The 19089-nt window shown below is 44.2% G+C and carries 17 protein-coding genes; 7 read left to right on the top strand and 10 right to left on the bottom strand.

Features of this window, described 5'->3' with window-relative positions; all coding sequences use genetic code 11:
• Positions 1-395 precede the first annotated feature (395 nt).
• On the top strand, positions 396-1622 hold the full coding sequence (locus F0229_RS10565; RefSeq protein WP_171732791.1) for a DUF819 domain-containing protein: 1227 nt from the start codon (positions 396-398) through the stop codon (positions 1620-1622).
• Between the two features lie 128 nt (positions 1623-1750).
• On the opposite strand, the gene tdh is transcribed toward F0229_RS10565, so the two are convergent.
• Together tdh and F0229_RS10575 are read right to left on the bottom strand one after the other, a co-directional pair.
• Positions 1751-2782 carry an L-threonine 3-dehydrogenase gene (gene tdh / locus F0229_RS10570; RefSeq protein ID WP_017059546.1) on the bottom strand — a complete coding sequence of 344 codons (1032 nt, stop codon included), beginning with the start codon at positions 2780-2782 and terminating at the stop codon, positions 1751-1753.
• 110 nt (positions 2783-2892) lie between these two features.
• A complete protein-coding gene (locus tag F0229_RS10575) occupies positions 2893-4086 on the bottom strand; it encodes a glycine C-acetyltransferase (RefSeq protein ID WP_017064793.1) in 1194 nt (397 codons plus the stop codon).
• Between the two features lie 455 nt (positions 4087-4541).
• Here F0229_RS10575 and F0229_RS10580 point away from each other — a divergent pair, with 455 nt between their 5' ends.
• Both F0229_RS10580 and F0229_RS10585 read left to right on the top strand, forming a co-directional pair.
• The gene (locus F0229_RS10580; protein ID WP_017059538.1) at positions 4542-5474 is read left to right on the top strand and encodes a LysR family transcriptional regulator; all 933 of its coding nucleotides are present in this window, start codon (positions 4542-4544) and stop codon (positions 5472-5474) included.
• Positions 5474-5857 (top strand): VOC family protein, encoded by a 384-nt coding sequence (locus tag F0229_RS10585; protein WP_171732792.1) that lies wholly within the window; start codon positions 5474-5476, stop codon positions 5855-5857. Before F0229_RS10580 ends, F0229_RS10585 begins: the two co-directional genes overlap by 1 nt.
• Before the next feature lie 111 nt (positions 5858-5968).
• Here F0229_RS10585 and F0229_RS10590 read toward each other — a convergent pair whose 3' ends face one another.
• From F0229_RS10590 to F0229_RS10605, 4 genes are all read right to left on the bottom strand, one after another.
• Complete coding sequence (locus F0229_RS10590) at positions 5969-7504, bottom strand: PepSY domain-containing protein (RefSeq protein WP_171732793.1); 1536 nt, start codon at positions 7502-7504, stop codon at positions 5969-5971.
• A gap of 111 nt (positions 7505-7615) precedes the next feature.
• Positions 7616-7966, bottom strand: coding sequence for a hypothetical protein (locus F0229_RS10595; protein WP_017064798.1), 351 nt, complete (start codon positions 7964-7966; stop codon positions 7616-7618).
• A gap of 301 nt (positions 7967-8267) precedes the next feature.
• Complete coding sequence (locus F0229_RS10600) at positions 8268-8663, bottom strand: cytochrome b562 (protein WP_171732794.1); 396 nt, start codon at positions 8661-8663, stop codon at positions 8268-8270.
• Positions 8664-8807: 144 nt separating this feature from the next.
• Positions 8808-9554 (bottom strand): phosphatase, encoded by a 747-nt coding sequence (locus tag F0229_RS10605; RefSeq protein ID WP_171732795.1) that lies wholly within the window; start codon positions 9552-9554, stop codon positions 8808-8810.
• Positions 9555-9875: 321 nt separating this feature from the next.
• Here F0229_RS10605 and F0229_RS10610 point away from each other — a divergent pair, with 321 nt between their 5' ends.
• Entirely contained in the window at positions 9876-12899 is a 3024-nt protein-coding gene (locus F0229_RS10610) for an HD domain-containing phosphohydrolase (protein ID WP_171732796.1), read from the top strand.
• Between the two features lie 42 nt (positions 12900-12941).
• Here F0229_RS10610 and F0229_RS10615 read toward each other — a convergent pair whose 3' ends face one another.
• Positions 12942-13967, bottom strand: a complete 1026-nt coding sequence (locus F0229_RS10615; RefSeq protein ID WP_171732797.1) for a DMT family transporter — start codon at positions 13965-13967, stop codon at positions 12942-12944.
• 91 nt (positions 13968-14058) lie between these two features.
• Here F0229_RS10615 and F0229_RS10620 point away from each other — a divergent pair, with 91 nt between their 5' ends.
• Together F0229_RS10620 and F0229_RS10625 are read left to right on the top strand one after the other, a co-directional pair.
• Positions 14059-15006, top strand: coding sequence for a LysR substrate-binding domain-containing protein (locus F0229_RS10620; RefSeq protein ID WP_102428808.1), 948 nt, complete (start codon positions 14059-14061; stop codon positions 15004-15006).
• Positions 15007-15042: 36 nt separating this feature from the next.
• Entirely contained in the window at positions 15043-15363 is a 321-nt protein-coding gene (locus F0229_RS10625) for a heavy metal-binding domain-containing protein (protein ID WP_004730185.1), read from the top strand.
• 106 nt (positions 15364-15469) lie between these two features.
• Here the strand turns inward: F0229_RS10625 and F0229_RS10630 are convergent, their stop codons facing one another.
• On the bottom strand, positions 15470-16726 hold the full coding sequence (locus F0229_RS10630; protein WP_017064801.1) for a peptidoglycan DD-metalloendopeptidase family protein: 1257 nt from the start codon (positions 16724-16726) through the stop codon (positions 15470-15472).
• Between the two features lie 161 nt (positions 16727-16887).
• Positions 16888-17727 carry a tetratricopeptide repeat protein gene (locus tag F0229_RS10635; RefSeq protein ID WP_171732798.1) on the bottom strand — a complete coding sequence of 280 codons (840 nt, stop codon included), beginning with the start codon at positions 17725-17727 and terminating at the stop codon, positions 16888-16890.
• A 276-nt stretch (positions 17728-18003) separates the two neighbouring features.
• On the opposite strand from F0229_RS10635, the gene F0229_RS10640 reads away from it, so the two are divergent.
• Positions 18004-18519 carry a cytochrome b gene (locus F0229_RS10640; protein ID WP_171732799.1) on the top strand — a complete coding sequence of 172 codons (516 nt, stop codon included), beginning with the start codon at positions 18004-18006 and terminating at the stop codon, positions 18517-18519.
• Between the two features lie 77 nt (positions 18520-18596).
• Here F0229_RS10640 and F0229_RS10645 read toward each other — a convergent pair whose 3' ends face one another.
• Positions 18597-19031, bottom strand: a complete 435-nt coding sequence (locus F0229_RS10645; RefSeq protein ID WP_102319749.1) for a hypothetical protein — start codon at positions 19029-19031, stop codon at positions 18597-18599.
• Between the last annotated feature and the right edge of the window lie 58 nt (positions 19032-19089).

The raw sequence follows: 19089 nt of genomic DNA on the forward strand, positions 1-19089 counted from the left end.
GTGTGATCTAGCTAAAATTTTTAATTTCTGACCACATGGCAAAAGTGGATTCGATTTTTACATTATTGAAACATTCCCACCCCGCATAAACCACACCAAAAACATGGCTATATATGCACTCATTCCTACCATTCAAGCACCCACCCAATTCTTAGCGACCACTCTCTAAGGCTTGAATTACATTGCATATATCGAAATACGCCGCAAAACCCCTAACAGATTCATTCATCAATCAAATAAATAACGCACGACATTCACAAATTCAACCCGTTAAAATTAACATAAACATTTCAAAACATGTCTATTGTTACAATTTGTAACGAATAGCGGTTATCGGTATAGTCCTGCAATTCAAAAAGTGAGACCTCTGCGCTCACCTTAAAGGAGATATAATAATGATTACTAATGATGCTGTAATAATGGGCATGTTAGCTGTTATTCTTGGCGGTGTTTTTATCACGGAAAGTAGCCAAAATAGCGCACTGAAAAAATTCTACTCGTTCGTTCCGGGTCTATTGCTTTGTTACTTTGTTCCCTCTTTATTAAACAGCTTCGGCATAATCGATGCTTCGAATTCTAAACTGTACTTTGTTGCAAGCCGTTACTTACTTCCGAGTGCACTCGTTCTACTGATCATCTCTGCAGATCTGCGCAAGATCTTTGGACTAGGTTCAAAAGCCGTCATCATGTTCCTAACCGGTACTGTCGGCATCATCATTGGTGGCCCTTTGGCAATTCTGATTATCGACCAAGTTAACCCTGACCTAGTATCTGGCGATGTATGGCGTGGCCTTACAACTGTGGCTGGTTCTTGGATTGGCGGCGGTGCGAACCAAGCAGCAATGAAAGAAGTGTTCAAGGTTGATGACCAACTCTTCTCTGCAATGATTACGGTTGATGTTATCTGTGCGAACATTTGGATGGCAGTGTTACTTATCATGGCTGGTCGCCAGAAGAAGATTGATGCATGGTTAAAAGCAGACACATCATCTATCGAAGAGCTAAAAGAGACAGTTTCTAAATACCAAGAAGAGAACGCTCGCCCAACAACCACAACCGATCTCATGAAGATCACTGCGATTGCGTTTGGCCTTACGGGCTTAGCACACTTCTTTAGCGACATTATCGCACCATGGATCTCAACTAATGCTCCTGAACTGGCGCAATACAGCCTGACTTCTGGATTCTTCTGGTTAATCGTAATGGTGACTACGTTTGCACTCATTGCTTCATGCTTCAAATCAACACGCAGCCTTGAGCACAGTGGCGCATCTAAAGTGGGCTCTGCATTCATCTACATCCTAGTTGCCACTATTGGTATGCAGATGGATATCACAGCTATCTTGGATAACCCAGGCTACTTCTTCATCGGTATCACTTGGTTAACCATCCACGCGATTATCATGATTGTGATGGCAAAGCTAATCCGTGCACCACTGTTCTTCATGGCAGTAGGTAGCCAAGCTAACGTCGGCGGTGCTGCATCGGCTCCTATCGTAGCGGCAGCGTTCCACCCAGCATTAGCTCCAGTAGGTATTCTAATGGCTGTACTTGGTTACGCACTCGGTACATACGGCGCTTACATCTGTGGCCTAATCATGCAGGCTGCTGCATTGGGTTAACAACTCATTGCTGTAAAAAATGGGCAACTGAACCTTGATCATATCGCCCATTTTCTTGAGTTCCGAGATGTAAAAAAGGCGACAGTAAAAACTGTCGCCTTTCTAATATCTTGTTACTCAGCTAAAGCTTATTCCCAATCAAGAATTACTTTACCTGACATACCAGAGCGCATCATGTCGAAGCCTTTCTGGAAGTCGTCCACTTTGTAGTGGTGAGTAATGATTGGTGTTAGATCTAGGCCTGATTGGATTAGTGAAGCCATCTTGTACCAAGTTTCGAACATCTCACGACCGTAGATACCTTTGATAACCAAGCCTTTAAAGATGACTTGGTTCCAGTCTACTGCCATGTCTGATGGTGGAATACCTAGTAGAGAGATCTTACCGCCGTGGTTCATGTTAGTCAGCATGCTGTTGAACGCAGATGGGTTACCAGACATTTCTAGGCCTACATCGAAGCCTTCAGTCATGCCAAGATCAGACATTACGTCTTCAAGCTTCTCTTCCATCACGTTTACTGCGCGAGTCACACCCATTTTCTTAGCAAGATCTAGGCGGTACTCGTTTACATCAGTGATTACAACGTGACGAGCACCAACGTGCTTAGCAACAGCTGCAGCCATGATACCGATTGGGCCAGCACCAGTAATTAGCACGTCTTCGCCAACTAGGTCGAAAGAAAGTGCTGTGTGTACTGCGTTACCAAACGGGTCAAAGATTGAAGCTAGATCGTCAGAGATTTCTGCAGGGATCTTAAATGCGTTGAACGCAGGAATCACAAGGAACTCAGAGAACGCACCAGTGCGGTTAACACCAACACCTGTTGTGTTACGACAAAGGTGAGTACGGCCGCCACGACAGTTACGACAGTGACCACATGTGATGTGACCTTCGCCAGATACACGGTCGCCGATTTCAAAACCACGAACTTCTTGGCCAATGCCAACAACTTCACCCACGTATTCGTGACCTACTACCATAGGTACTGGGATTGTGTTTTGTGACCACTCATCCCAGTTGTAGATATGTACGTCAGTACCACAAATTGCGGTTTTCTTAATACGAATAAGAAGATCATTATGACCCATTTCAGGTTTTTCAACCTCGGTCATCCAAATGCCTTCTTCAGGCTTTAGCTTAGAAAGTGCTTTAATTTTCATAATGTTACCTAGTTCATCTCGCCTAACTGTAAGGCGAGAATCAAAAATCTATATATTCTACTGGGTGTTGCTCTATCTAATTAAAGGATGCTCGTGGCATCCCTTTAAAATTAGATGATACCCATGTCTTTACCAACTTGAATGAACGCATCGATTGCGCGGTCTAGTTGCTCACGAGAGTGTGCAGCAGACATTTGCGTACGGATACGAGCTTGACCTTTTGGCACTACAGGGAAAGAGAAACCTACAACGTAGATGCCTTTCTCTAGTGCGCGCTCAGCGAACTCAGCCGCTACTTTTGCATCACCAAGCATGATTGGGATGATTGCGTGGTCTGCACCGCCCATAGTGAAGCCAGCTTCTTCCATGCGAGTACGGAAGTGAGCAGAGTTTTCCCATAGTTGAGTACGTAGGTCGCCAGATTCCGCAAGAAGATCTAGAACGCGGATAGACGCAGATACGATTGCAGGAGCAACAGAGTTAGAGAATAGGTATGGACGAGAACGCTGACGTAGCCAGTCGATCACTTCTTTCTTACCAGAAGTGTAACCGCCTGAAGCGCCACCCATTGCTTTACCAAGAGTACCAGTGATGATATCGATACGGTCTACAACGTTGTGGAACTCGTGAGTACCCGCTCCGTTTTCGCCCATGAAGCCCACTGCGTGAGAGTCATCAACCATTACTAGTGCATCGTACTTGTCTGCAAGGTCACAGATAGCAGGAAGGTTAGCCACTACGCCGTCCATTGAGAACACACCGTCAGTTACGATTAGTGTGTGACGAGCGCCAGCTTCTTTAGCAGCGATAAGTTGCTGCTCTAGCTCTTCCATGTTGTTGTTCGAGTAACGGAAACGCATTGCTTTACACAGACGAACGCCATCGATGATAGATGCGTGGTTTAGTGCGTCAGAGATGATTGCGTCTTCTTTACCTAGAATTGTTTCGAACAAACCAGCGTTTGCATCAAAACAAGATGTGTAAAGGATAGTGTCTTCTTTACCTAGGAACGTAGAAAGCTTTTGCTCTAGTTCTTTGTGAGAATCTTGAGTACCACAGATGAAACGTACTGAAGCCATACCAAAACCGTGCTGATCCATACCATCTTTAGCTGCTTCGATAAGAGCTGGGTGGTTGGCAAGACCTAAGTAGTTGTTTGCACAGAAGTTTAGTACTTCTTCACCAGTCGAGATAGAAACCGCTGCTTTTTGTGCAGAAGTAATAATGCGCTCAGACTTGTAAAGACCTTCTTCTTTAACTTCTTCGATTTGAGTTTGAATCTGTTGGTAAAATGCAGAAGACATTGTCTCATTCCTTCCTAGTTATAATTTAGCAGCATCGCGCGCCGCTTTATGTAGGGATGTAAACGATCTCAACACGATCATTTACACTGTAAAACTTATGCCTATATTCTAGTTGAACATCCCCGTTCCGATTATCCCTTTAGTTGGAAAAACATTAATGAATCACAGGCACCAATAATAGTTCATCCCAGTGACATAGGGCACATTAACGCCCTTCACCTGCTTTTTTAAACGCCAAATTAGCTATAATTTCCGTCTAATTTCGCTTTCATATCAAATCTCAATTTTTCATCTCAGAATGCGCAGCAGCAACGCCGCTATACAGATGAGCTTCAAACACAACAACCTATCAGAGCAATCACGTCAATCAATTAATGAAATTGATTCACAAATCAAAGTAAATCGCTCACAATGACCATTAAGTTCATCGTTGAAACTAGCTTAACTGGATACTTATGATTAACCCAAAACTCATCGCCCTGCTTCCGGATCTCGCCTCGTTCATTTTGGTGGTTAACGAAGGTAGTTTTACGGCTGCAGCAAAACAGTTAGGCGTGACACCATCAGCCTTGAGTAAGCTCATCACCCGCTTGGAAAAAGCGCTATCGGTGAAACTGTTTGAGCGTACCACTCGTACCCTTATCATTACGCAAGCGGGTCAATTGGTTTATGATCAGAGTGTGGTGATGATCAACGCAGCGCAACAAGCCGTTGAACTGTCTACCTCCGACCATACCGAACCTGCAGGCTCGATAACGGTAGCGGCGCCTGAAGCCTTCTTGAATTCGGTATTGCAGCCTTTCGTTGTTCCATTCTTAAATCAGTATCCAGAAATCCAACTTAAATTGAGAGCGGCTGACGGCGACATCGATATTTTACGTCAAGGCATCGACATTGCTTTCCGCCTGACTGATAAGCCCGACGAAAGCTTAGTATTGAAAGAGTTAGGAAAAACAAACCTCGTGTTGTGTGCAAGCCCTGACTATTTAGATGCCAAGGGGATTCCTCACCACCCTACCGAGCTGTCTGAACACGACTGTTTGTATCTTGCAGAGACAGACAAAGATCACATTTGGGATTTTCTTAAAGATGATGAATTTCACACAGTACCCGTCAGTGGACGTTACGCAGTTAACCACTCGCAGATGCGACTGAAAGGTGTGAAAGAAGGTCTAGGCGTCGGTATTTTCCATGACTTCGTGATTCAAGATGCGTTGGCTGAAGGGTCTGTAGTACAAGTGTTGGAAGATTGGACCATCAAGAGTAATTACCATGGTGCGATTGCGATGCAGTTTGCTCAAACCAAGTACATGCCCGCTCGACTGCGTGTATTCATTGATTACGCCATGGAGCACTTAGGTGACAAGTTGGCAGGAGAAATAAACTGATGTTGAAAGGAATACACCACGCAGCCATAATCTGTTCAAACTACAACGCATCGAAGCACTTTTACACCGAGATTTTAAAACTTGAGATCATTGCCGAAAACTATCGAGAGGCTCGCCAGTCGTACAAACTTGATTTAGCGCTACCTAATGGTGCTCAAATAGAACTATTCAGCTTCCCTAACGCGCCAGAAAGGCCTAGCTTTCCTGAAGCTCAAGGGCTAAGACACTTAGCTTTTTGTATTGATGACGTTCAACAAATCAAAAGCTATTTGGAAGAACAAAGAATCGAAGTCGAACAGATCCGAATTGATGAATTTACAGGTAAAGCATTTACTTTTTTTGCCGATCCTGACGGGCTTCCGTTAGAGCTTTATGAAATCTAGAGCTTTATCAAATATAGAGCTGTACAAGTCTAACGTCTTCTTAATAAACAGAGCATGTCATCTGAATAATGAAACTGACCTCCTCAAAAAGGAGGTCAGTTTGTATATCAATTAACTCAATGCCGTCTTGAATTTCTCAACGCGTGAAAATAGTAACCAATCCAGCAGCATTGCTGTCACGATCGTCGCTCCCGCCAGTGGAAACAGTACTGAAATAACTATCACGATCACTAAACCTGTCTTCCAAAGCCCTGCATCGCCAAACTTCGGTGGCGTGCCAAGCTTTCTTTGACCTGAAGGTCTACGTATCCACCACATCACACCGCCAGTCACGGACACAACAATGAACGCCAAACAAAACAAAGCATTTAGAAGCTTGTTAATGATGCTGATGTCACCTTGATGCAATGAAATACCTACCGCTAACGTTTTGGCAATGAAGTTATAATCTTGCCATGTCACCTCACCCAGAATACGACCTGAGTATTGGTCGAGGTGCGTAGTACGATCCTGCGTTGGATCGATGATGTCACCGCCCATAGTGTTGGCTGTGACCGTGTAAACACCTGTTTCTGAACGCGGGAAATTCACCTTGTATTGAGTGAAACCAAGTGAGTATGCTTTTTCAGTAACGTCATCAATGTCGAAGTTGCTTGCTGACAACACATGTTGAGAGTGATCTTCACCCATCTTAGAGTGATCATGAGGTTCCGTCACCTCTTCCACATGATGAACGTGTTCTGCTGGCTTATCTTGAGACAAAGGCAATAGTGTTTGCTCCAAGTTCCAAGGTAGCTCTTCTTCTGAGCCATGGTTGAGGGAAGCGTGCGTCTTATCAGACAACGGAATATCGTCCCACATTTGAGCAGGGAAAGTGCTCCATGCTTGAACAAGCTTACCGCCCCAAAAACCTGTCCATGCCAATCCAGACAGAATAAACAACAACAGAACGAGCGATAACACACCTCCAATGTTCGCATGCAGATCACGCATTAAAATACGCGTTCCTGAACCAAATCGAAGCTTAAGAAAACCAGCGCGGCTCGCGTTATCTCTAGGTAACCATAAGTAAATACCACTGATGAGCAACAGAATAGACAAGCTTATTGCGACTTCAATTAGATAATCACCCCAATCACCAATCAACAAAGTGCCGTGAATGTCATTCGCGAGTTGGTACAGGCTGTCGCTACGCGGAATCTCTCCGACCACTTCGCCCGTATATTGATTTACCGTGGCGAAGACCGATGTGCCGTCTACAAGTGCTACCGAAAAGCGGTTAGCCAGATCAGGAGCTTTGCTCGGAACAAACTGGGTAACCGAACCTTGTGGGTATTGAAGTTGTACTGCAGCTAACTGTTGTGACACTTTAATCGGCTCGCCCGATGCAACAATCTCTAGGGCTTCGTGGTGGAAAGTCAATTCGATTTCATCATCAAACAGCATCACCAAACCTGTAATGCTCAGCATTAACATAAACGGGATAACAAATAGCCCAGCATAGAAGTGCCAGCGCCATGTGAGGAAATAGAGGGTTTTATTGCGGTCTTTGCTTTTTATATTGGTTTCCGAACCGGTTGTTGCACTGCTTTTAGACTGCGAAGTTGCTTGTGCTTTCGCAGGGGTTTGAGATTCATTTCTCAACATTATAATTTCCTTTGACACACGCAAACATACCTTCTGAAAAATCAGAAAGTAATCTGAGCATGTTTAACTTTACTTAATACTTTATTTTTTAATTATTTTAATGGGTTAGGTTTAAGCAATAACAAAGGGAGGGCCGCGCGGGGCTTGCCTCGTGTAGCGTTCGCTTAGAGCCAAAAAAGCGTAGCTGTCGGAGACAATAGAACTCAGTCGAGTTGTCAGTAGTGTAGTGGGAAGTTCATCTTGGTGAAACGTGGAAAAATGGCTAAACGGACACGGCTTTCCTTTATGAGTATTAGGTTCGCCTTCTTCGATTTGAACCAATTCAAAGCCATTGACCGTACATAACGACGCCCATACTCCCGCACTATTACCATGAGCATTGATAACAGGCATTAATGTCACTAGCGCCCAGCTTAATGCTGTTGCAAGTAACATGAAGAAGTTGAACGAGGTTCGGCGCATTATTCCAAGTCTTTATAAATTTCCCTTATTATGAGGGACTTGGAATATAGGTAAACGTAAAGATTAACAGCAAGTTAAAAAATTGAAGCTAACGCACACTCTTTTTCGTTAAATACTGGTTACAACACTAAAACTAAGAAAGTAATACTCATCTCTTTGCAGCAGGCTTTCGATAAAAGAGACAATAAAAACGCCGCCTTACACCTTCCTCGAAAGAGGGTAATGTAAGGCGGCGTTTTAGAAATCGAATCTTGAGGTTTGCTCTTTGTTACCTATCTAGCAAACGTTCATGATTAACGAATTAACCGAAGATCTTGCTCCAGATGCTTGGGTTACGCTTCTCATGGTACTCTTCACGAAGGCCATCAATAGTACGAAGTTCTTGCTGTGCCGACGCTAAGTCACCTTGGTTTAGCTTCTGCTCAATGCTATCCAGTGATGCACTGATCTTTTTGAAGCCTTCCATGAAGTTGTCTTCTTTCTCGACTGGGTAAACACCCGTTTTCAGCTCTGCCACTAGCGTATCTAAACGAACGATAGGCTTTTGCATCTCTTCAATGCTTTGAGCTTCTGCCGCTTGTTTGAACGCAAGCTTCATTTCTTGCATGTTTTTCTTAAGGTCTACATTAGCAAATGCGTTGCCAGACAATACTGAAGCAGCGATTAAGCCAGATAAAAGGATTGAGCGAGTTTTCATTGTTTCTCCAGGTGAAGCGGTGTCTTTGAAGTTAGAGCCGTCATTACTGTGGCACTTCGACTTTATTATTTTCGGCTAGTGTATACAAAAATCTTTCAGGCACAAAAATTGATTGTGTCGAAATGCAAACCCGCCGACATTCTCTTAAACAAGATCTGAATATTCTGGGATTTCATTACGACCGCGCAAGGCCAAAAAGGCTAGGAACTGCTTTGGCGAATGGGTAATCACTTTACTCGAATCTACGCCCACTTCATCTAACAATGCTGCGACTAAGTCTAAGCCACCGACATCTAAACAGAAATGCGCATCGCTGCCTGTTGTAATAAATGCACCCTTCGCTTTCGCTATTCTTGCAATCTCATAGCAGCGGTCAACACTGCCAACTCGGCTATTGCCTTTGAGTGTGGTGTTGTTGATCTCAATCGCCACGTTGTTCTCAACCGCACATTGAATAACGGCTTCGAAATCGAAATCAAAATTAGGATTGCCTAAGTGACCAAGCGCATCAATTCGACCGCCCTTAATCACATTCAACAATGCTTCTGTATGGGTAGCGACATCCGATGGGCGAAATACTGGCTCATGAAAACTCGCGATCACCCAATCCAAGTTCTTATCCACACTCGGATGAATGTCGATTTCACCCTGTGTGTTCATGATGTTTGACTCAACACCTCGAATAATTGCGACATCTTCAATAAAACGAGGGAGCACACGCTGATTGCTGAAGAACCAATAGTGTGGCGCGCCCGGCATTGATCCTGAATGATCAGTAGTACAAAACATGGCTAAACCATTTTGCTTTGCCGACTTGGCGTTTTCGATCAATGTGCTGTAAGCATGACCACTTGCGTATGTGTGGGTGTGAGTATCTACTTTGAGTTCCATGAATCAATGCCCTCTTCGCTCGGTCAAAATACGTTTTTCAGAAAGTAACTCTGAATCTCTTTCAGGAAAAGAATACTTCAGAAAATGAATGCCTAATGGCAACAATTCGGCCAGTTTATCAGCTGAAAGTGACAATTAGCACCCAAACATAAAGGTTTATTACTGGTTCATTTACACGACACGGGAATACGTGGCTAACCAGAGCCAGCCAGCGCTTGGTCTTATCTAAGTCGAACCGCACACACTCGGTAATTGCGCCAATTTTTTGCAACCTACCCAAGTTCGTCAATACTTAAACCAGCCTACAAACTGGAGTGTTAGATGAGAAGAAGACGATATCCGCTGAGTATCCACATCACTAGCCTTTTCCTAATTTTGACAACACTTGTCGGTGCGGTATTGATTTCGATTAGTTATCGGCACTCCCAAGAGCTGCTGCTAGGCACAGTGCGCGAGATCAGTAATGAGCACCGCGACAAACTGGAATCAGTATTTAAACAAGCCATTGCCCCTGTTATCACAACCTTAAATGTGATGGCGGTGAGCCCGTTTGTTGCTCATCAAGCTTCCGCTGTCGAAAAAGACTCTTGGCTTGCTTCGGTCGATATCATCTTCAAGCAAAACACCAATTTGGTCGCTCTATTTTATGGTTCTGAAGATGGTGACTTCAGAATCTTTCGTCCATTAAGCACCAATAAACAGAGAGCCGAAAACAGCGCGCCCGCTAAAGCGACCATGATGGTCAGCAGCACCAATCTAGACGGTGAAAACTTTATTACCTATCTTGATGGCGCACATCAAGTGATCAGTACTCGACAAGCAGAGAGTAAGTTCAACCCCACCACTCGTCCTTGGTTTCGTAACGCAAAGCCTGATGGCTCAATACAACTCTCTGAGCCCTATCTATTCTATTTCCTGCAAACCAATGGCATTACACTCTCTAGGCGTTCTGCCGATGGCAAGCATGTGGTTGGTGCCGACTTTACGTTGAGTTCCCTCTCTTCTCAGATCAGTGAATTAGCTTATTCTCCGCAAACCCGACTCGCCTTGTTCGATCAACATTTTAATCTTCTCGGTCAGCATCAACTTGAGCTATCAGTACCCAAGCCTGACTCCCAATCTGATGACACAAGTAAAACTGAGCAAACGAACAACCAAACGACGGGGAATCTCTCTGGCAGTGAGCAAGACCAAAGCTTCTTTAATGTGCCCAAACGTGAACAGATGGAAGCATTGAAAGCGTCCGTTATTGCGCCGCTTATCTCTGATGAAGAGAAGTTTAACCTCAATCTAAAAAACGTTGAGTACAACTTAAACACTTGGGCACTAACGCTAACGCCGGTTCAACTGACTCAAAATGTCACCTTATACTTGGCAGAAGCGACGCCACACAATGAGCTGCTCGCTGATCTTATCTCGATGCGAGACAAGCAAGTTGCGGTCGCGATTGGGATGTTGTTCATCTGCTTCGCTATCGTATGGTTTGTTGCTAATCGACTGTCTCAGCCGCTCAATACGCTGATGCAACTCACCGACAACATCGCTCGGTTCGACTTCAGGCGTACTCATTATCCCAAAAGCATGATTCAAGAAGTGGCTAACCTCGCCCACTCGATTGAGCTAATGGAACACACGCTTCATGATCTGATTACCCTACTTCGAGACACCGCCGGGAATCAGGAGTTTTCGTTCTTAGCCAAGAACATTGCTCATCAAAGCTATTTAATTACCAAAGCAGAAACCATTGTCCTTTTCACTCAATCCAAAGAGAAAGACGTGTTTGATACGGCAGCCAACCTTGCCATTCTTCCTTTTAAGGCCGACATCAATGACTTCATCAAACACACGCCTTGGTTGCTGTGTCAGCTTAAATCTGGTGAGACGATCCATTTGAACAGAGAAGACAATGTTCTCAACTATTACCAAGATTCGATCTTCAATTCAGACCTGTACCTATTTCCACTATTAAACCGAGAGAAACTGTTGGTAGGGATTGTGGCAATTGGCTATGAGAGACCAATTACCAAGATGCAGGCAGACAAGCACGCCTTTTTAAGAGAGTTGCTCAGCTTTGCGGAAATAGCGAAAGACAACATCGACCAAATGCAGCAACAAAAAGACATGCTTAATGCCTTTATTGAGCTGATTGCATCGGCGATTGATACCAAGTCACCTTATACGGGCGGGCATTGCCAACGAGTGCCTGAGCTCACCAAATGGCTAACTCAAGCAACCATAGATGATGACCGCTATTACCCGCAATTCTCATTGGACAGTAAACAGTGGGAAGAGTTGATGCTCGCCGCTTGGCTTCATGACTGCGGCAAGGTGACCACGCCTGAATATGTGGTAGATAAGGCAACAAAACTGGAAACCATTTACGACCGAATCCACGAAGTGCGAATGCGTTTTGAGTTGTTGAAACAGCAAGCGGAAACCGATTACTGGAAAGCGATGGCGAACGGTGCACTACAAGAAGAACAACTCAAAATACTCGAACAAAACCTGTCTGAACTGGATGAGGAGTTTGCCTTCGTTGCTGAGTGTAATCTTGGCGGCGAATCTATGACGGAAGAGCAGCTAGAACGCTTAGATCAAATAGCCAAACGCCAATGGAAACGTACACTGGATGATCAATTGGGTTTGTCTTGGTCTGAAAAAGAGAGATTTAACACCCAAAAAGAGTCGGTTGAGAAAGAGAGAACTGAGCCAACAAGTCAGGAAAAGGGTTTGCCTGTCATGGAGCCTCTGCTTGCAGACAAACCGGAGCATAAAATACCTTGGGACAATGGCTTTAACCCTGCCGATGTATGGCAAGAAGCGTTTGTACTTAAGCCCGGAGAAGTTAAATACAACCAAGGTGAACTGCACAATTTGAAAGTACGCCGTGGTACGCTAAACGATGAAGAACGTTTCATGATCAACGATCATATTATCCAAACCTTCACCATGCTCAACAAGCTGCCTTACCCGCCTTACCTTCAAAACATTCCGGATATCGCCAGCGGACACCACGAACGTATCGACGGTAAGGGATACCCAAGAGGCTTAAACGAAGACCAGTTACCTCTGCCGTCCAGAGCAATGGCAATTGCTGATGTCTTTGAAGCGCTCACCTCTAGTGATCGCCCTTATAAGAAAGGTAAACTCTTAAGCGAATCACTCAACATCATGACCGACATGGCCACCAGCGGTCATATCGATCCCAAGTTGTATCTGCTGTTTTTGGAAAACAAAATCTACGATAAATACGCTGAGCGATTCCTAGAAATGAACCAACGCTGCGAGATTGACCCGCACGAACACATCGACCGAGTAAAAGAATACATACGCTCATTGTTCTAAGTTTTAAATTAACCATTCAGAGGATAAGCCATAACTCAATGGTTAGCTTTTAGCTGCCGAGTCCAATACCGCAACGTCCACTACAGTCGCTACAGCCACTGTGGTGTGCGGTTTTTGTTTGGCTTTCGCCTTGCTGTGTCTTTTTGCCAGCAATGTATTGGTGATGCTCGCCACGACAATCAGGTTAATGCCAATCATCTGCTGTGTAGAAAACACATCATCAAAGAACAAGCCCTGCCAAAGCGCGCTAAACAGCATGTTAGTAAAAATCAGAGGTGCCAACTGGGAGCCACTGTCTGCAAGCTTATACGCCTTGGAACGGAAGATTTGGGTATTGATGGTAAACATTGCAAGACCAAGTGATCCGAGAACAATCCAGCGTAAATCGTCAAAAGACAGCAACGCCGACAAGGTTCCTTTCTCTGCACTTTCAAGTACATCAGGCACCGCAGAAACAGAAGTAAACACAACCATTGGTATCACAATAATTGCCGCAACTAAAAAGGTCCACGCGTTAAGCTCTGCCGGAGTCAGGCTGGTTTTAGACGCTCGGTACAAACTCACTTGCGAGCCAGAATTAAATACCCCCGCGAGAAGCCCAAGCAGAAGCGCAGGTCTAAAGAACTCCGAACCCAACTCAAACTGCGACCAATCCCCCGCCATCATCACTACGCCAACAAAAGTGACAGCTAAACACACGATCGTCGTTGTATGAATCTTGGTTCTAAATATTAACTTTTCTAACAATGGAATAAACAGAGGACCCGTACTGAATAACACAACCCCTTCAACCAGCGTTAAGGTTTGCAGTGAAGTAAGGAAACACCACTGACACGCCACCATAAAGATCGCTCGCATCACCAAAGGTTTCCACATTTCTCGTGTCGGCTTGCTGATTTTGTAAAAAGTCAGAAAAAGAAATAAAAACAGACTGGGTAACAAAAAACGCACAAAACTGAGCAACGAAGTGGGCATCACTTCAGATAGATACTTGGCCATTAAGCCGCTTAAAGACAAACTGAACGTCGACAACAACATGAAAGTCGTCGCCTTGGTAATATCAGACATAATTATCACCTCCTATGACATCTATTTTAGAGGCGTGACGTAATGAAAAATAGCGAGTAATATTAACGATAACTGTAAGGAAAACTTACCAATGAAAAAACTCGTTCCGCTTAAATCCGTTTACGCTTTCATTGCTGTCGCTGAGACTGGCAGCATGACCGACGCCGCTCGGGTGCTGTACGTCAGTCACTCTGCGGTAAGCCAAGCGATAAAGTCGTTAGAACAACTGGTCAACAAGCCTCTGTTTCAACGAGTCGGCCGTCGTGTTGTTCTTAATGCCGCAGGTAAGCGTTATTACCGCAAAGTTGCTCCCGCACTTGAGCAAGTGATAGAGGCGACCGAAGAGCTTGCCAGAACACCTAACGATCACCGCATTACTCTCAACATGGTGAACTCACTCGCGATGCACTGGTGGATCCCACGAGTTCCCGACTTCCAAGCCTTCGCTCCCTCACTTGATATCCGCATTTCGACGCTAACTGGCCCTTTCGATATCGAGCAGGAAGGGGTCGATGTTGCGCTTGTACATGGCAAACCCAACGAGTGGGAACAATATTACAGCGAGAAACTGGGCGACGATGACCTAATCTTGGTGTGTAGCCCTACGATATTAAAAAACCAGACCGGATTGAGCGTCGAACAACTCGTCAAACAAAACCCGACCATTGGCGTTTTTAACCTCAGGCGACAACACGACTGGCAAGTGTGGTGCGACAATTACCAAATCCCAATGCCCACATTCCATAGCAACCTGACATTCGATGTCTCCATTCAAGCAGTACAAGCTGCGATTCGTTCACTAGGCGTATTGGTTACACATCGCTTGTTTGTGAAGGATGACATCAGCCACGGGATGCTTGTCGAACTGGGTAAACCGGTTGCTAACCCGCACCAAGATTTTTACTTTGTTTGCCCAAAAAACAAATTAAAACAAGAAAGTGTGCTAAAACTGAGAACATGGTTAAGACATGAATTCACACGCTCAGAGACAGCACTGAACGATGACATTCAAGAGCAAGACCAAACTATCAATCAATAAGCGAGTGACAGCTCAGCAAGCTTACAAGAGGCCATTATGATTATTACCACCACACAATCAGTCGAAGGCAAGCGCATTGTCGATTACAAAGGGGTTATTGCCGGAGAAGCCATTCTAGGGGTGAACGTTTTCAAAGATATGTTTTCAGGAATTCGTGACTTTGTGGGTGGACGTTCTGGCACCTACGAGAAAGAACTGGAAAAAGCACGTAACTACGCGTTCAAAGAGTTAGAACAGAAAGCGATTGAAGCGGGTGCCAACGCGGTGGTAGGCGTAGATATTGATTACGAAGTCTTGGGAACAGGTAATGGCATGTTGATGGTCTCTGCTAGTGGCACGGCAGTGGTGGTTGCTTAACTGAATCACTCGCTAAATCATGCGATTACCTAGAAAAACGCCCCTTAGCTGAATCGCTAGCTAAGGGGCGTTATTGTATTCGCTGCCAAACTAGGCTTGAATATCTCTAACTCGCACGATCTTCTGGCTCAGAAATCATGGCATCAAAAGAGGCAATTCGAGCCAAAAACTCTTTTCTATCTTTAGGCATAATTGAGCTTGCCATTGGTAAGTTCGCCTTCATCGCATCGACGGCGCGACCACGAACCAATACCTCAAAGTGCAAGTGCGGGCCAGTAATACGACCAGTAGCACCCGATAGCGCAATTTTCTGACCTCGCTTAATTTGCTGACCTTTCTTAACTAAGAAGCGGCTCAAGTGAAGATAACGCGTCGTATATACGCTGTTGTGTTCAATCACCAAATATTTACCAGCATACGGGTGGTCACGAAGTGCCACCACTCGACCATCACCAGTTGAGTAGATAGGTGAACCAACAGGTGTCGCAAAGTCGGTACCATTGTGCGGTGAGATTCGCCCAGTTACTGGGTGTCTTCGTGTCGGATTGAACGAAGAAGTGATTCTTCGGAATTTTCTGTCGACTGGGTATCTATCAAAGGCTTGCTCTAGACTATTTCCCTCTCTGTCATAAAAAAGACCATCTGGTGCTAGAAAAGCTGCGACTTCTCGGTTTCTTAATTGAATTGAGATACCTTGAATTTCTGTTTTACCCGTTAGGTGATCATCCGTGTACTGCTCTTTGACCAATACATTGAAGCTATCACCAGCTCTCAGCTCTCGAGCGAAGTTGACTTTGTCTTTTAGTGTGCGGGTGATATTGGCTATCTGGTTAGTAGTTAACCCCGCTTTGTAGGCTGACGTTGAAAAGCTACCGTGAACACTACCCGCATAGAGTTTTTCTTTCCATTCGCCTGGGATCTCGTGGAATTTATAGGTGAAGCTACCATCATCGTTTCGAGTAAAGGCTGCTTGCTCAACCAAACTCTCGTGATAAATCAGCTCCACAAGCTGTTTTGAGTCACTATCCAAAAGCAACTCTAGATGGTCACCAGGTTTTATTGTGTCGAGTTTCAAAGACTCCAGATCCGCTTCCATCACCTTTTGAACGGTTCCATATGGCAGTTGCCATGACGAAAAAATGTTGCTTAGCGTATCGCCAACTTTCACAAAATAATGGACCTTAACCAAAGAGTTGGGAGTCGCTTGCGAGTCGATGACTTCCTTATCATTAGGTTGAGAACCTTGGTAAGGTGTTATTTTGATAGAGATTTCTGGTGCTGGTTTGGAGTGAAAAGAGAGCAAAGCAGCAAGGGAAAATGCGCTGATCGCAGTAACGATCAGACCAATACGGAGGAACTTCATAAAATACTTAGCGGTTATAACGAGGAACTTAGAAAGTGTTATAACATAACAATTAAATCAAAAAAATAAATGAAATGTAAGAAACCATAGCGCGATAGGTGTGAAAGTATGGTGAGCATGCAAAGCCCACCACCTTAGTTAACACGGATCTTTACCTCATATTACTCTTCACGAAGTACTTCGAAGCGTTCTAAGCCTCGCAGCATCTCAAAGTCCGGCTCTTCAGTTAGCAGCTCTCTCATGGACCCACTGGCTTCAATAGCGCGCTCTAAGTCATCGATAGCTTGACCTTCTGCCCCTAATCGAGCATAGGCGCAAGCACGTTGATACAAGGCATGAGCATTTTGGTCATCGACTTCTAATACACGGTTACAAAGACTCATTGCCCAGTGGTATTCCTGTATATCCATAGCAGCGTCAGCTTTGGCAGTAAGTGCTTCTAAATCTCCAGGACGAACCTTCAGTATTTCATCGTAGATTTCAATTTTTTGCTCTGCCGTTTGTGCGTTCTGTGCTCTCAACCATAGGTTATGAATCTCATTGATAATTTCAATTTCGCGGTTGTTGTCGGAAATGATTCTGGTCTTGCGCTTAAGATCCCGTTCAAGAACATTAAACTTCTTCTCATAGTCTTGAGCGATAGAATTAAGTCGCTTATCAGCCATGTCTTGAGTTGTGTGTTTAAGCTCTTTGATGGATTGCCAACCCACCAGCGCGATAAGAGAGGCCACACCAGCAATAATGTAGAAGAAGTAGGTTACGGTTACATTGGCGTAATTCAGAGACTTGTCTGCCACAGTCAGTTCCCGGTCAGTCATCTGAATGGTCAAGCGTCTTTCAAGATCCTGCTGTTCCATTCGCAGTTGCTTCAGCTCATCCAATATATAGCGTTCCATCAGCGGTCTATCCAAATACTCCTGTTCAGAGTATTTATCCTCTTCGCTTGCAAAACTCATCGAGCTAAACACCGAGATAACTGTAATCAATAAGATTCGAAGCATTATACATTCCTTATATGTTTATATTTAGACTAACTGTATCTCGTAATAGGCATACAAGCTAGGAAGTCGACAAGTTTGCTATGTCCATATTGGAATTAACACTCTAAAACATCATTGATAATTATAAAACACCTGAAGCAACATCATTAATTTCTAAATTATAAAAATACCGCGTAATACTGTTCTATATGATTAATTCGCGATGCGAATATACCGAAAAATGGTTTATTGCATCGAGATGAATCTTATATTAATAACGATCAGAACGAGGTTAATTTGAATAATCCACGATACGATTTAGTAAGCCGTGTACTGCACTGGGTAATGGCTTCTGTAATCATCTATGCAACGATCGTAGGGTATGTGATGCACTATGTCACCAGTCATCCAGAGCTGTTTTCTTTTCTGTCAGTGCTCAACATGTCATTGGCGACCGTTGCGACGCCACTGCTTGTGGTTCGTTATATCTGGAGCCACTTTCGCTCGTCGCCAAGCATGCCAACCTCTGTGCCTGAAGGGCAAAAATGCGTTGCCAAGCTTGCACACTCTTTGATGTATCTTGTGATGTTTATGGTTTTCAGCACCGGCTACTTAATGCTAAAAGAACCGTACTCTTTATTTTGGTTAGTGAGCGTAAATAATCTAATTACCGACTCTGCAATCAACGGCTTCTTTTTCTATTTACATCGTGCCAGTTGTATTGCCCTAGCCTGTTTAATTGTGCTGCATATCAGTGCCGCACTTAAACATCACTTTGTCTCTAGGAACTATGTATTGAAGATGATGCTCTAGATTCAGAGAATTCAACACGGTTTGCACAAACAAAAAAGCCATAGCATGTTCGCTATGGCTTTCTTATTTCAATTTGATTACTTGGTTTGAGTATCAATCATCACTTGCCAGTATTCACATTTAGCCAAGAACTCTTTTAAATAAAGCTCTGGGTTAGCAAGTTTCTCACCGCCTTTAACATCAGCACCAGTCACACGCCAAAAGCCACGAGTGACCAAGTTTCGATGATAAATAAAATCGTTGAGTTCATTAGCCTTCAAAGGAAGTTGTTCACCAAACGTATTTTCGTAGCGGCTCAGAGTCGAGGCTTGTTCACTTGGCTTCTCCCTTAAAAAGGTATCCAAATCCAGACCTAATGCCTGTTGCTGATCTTTTGATAGGGTTTTAACTAATTTAGAGATCACACTGAACAGAGCCAACTCAACTTTTTGAGACGCTAATAACGATGCACCTAAAAGCGCATGTTCATTGGAAATGTGTTGCTCTGTTGATGAAACGGTTGCTGTTGTCACTGTGTTAACCTCAAATAATCATAACGGGTGTTACTGAACTGGATAGAGTCTTTTCACT

The organism is Vibrio sp. AIC-3 (assembly GCF_013114515.1).
GTDB classification, from domain to species: Bacteria; Pseudomonadota; Gammaproteobacteria; order Enterobacterales; family Vibrionaceae; genus Vibrio; species Vibrio crassostreae_C.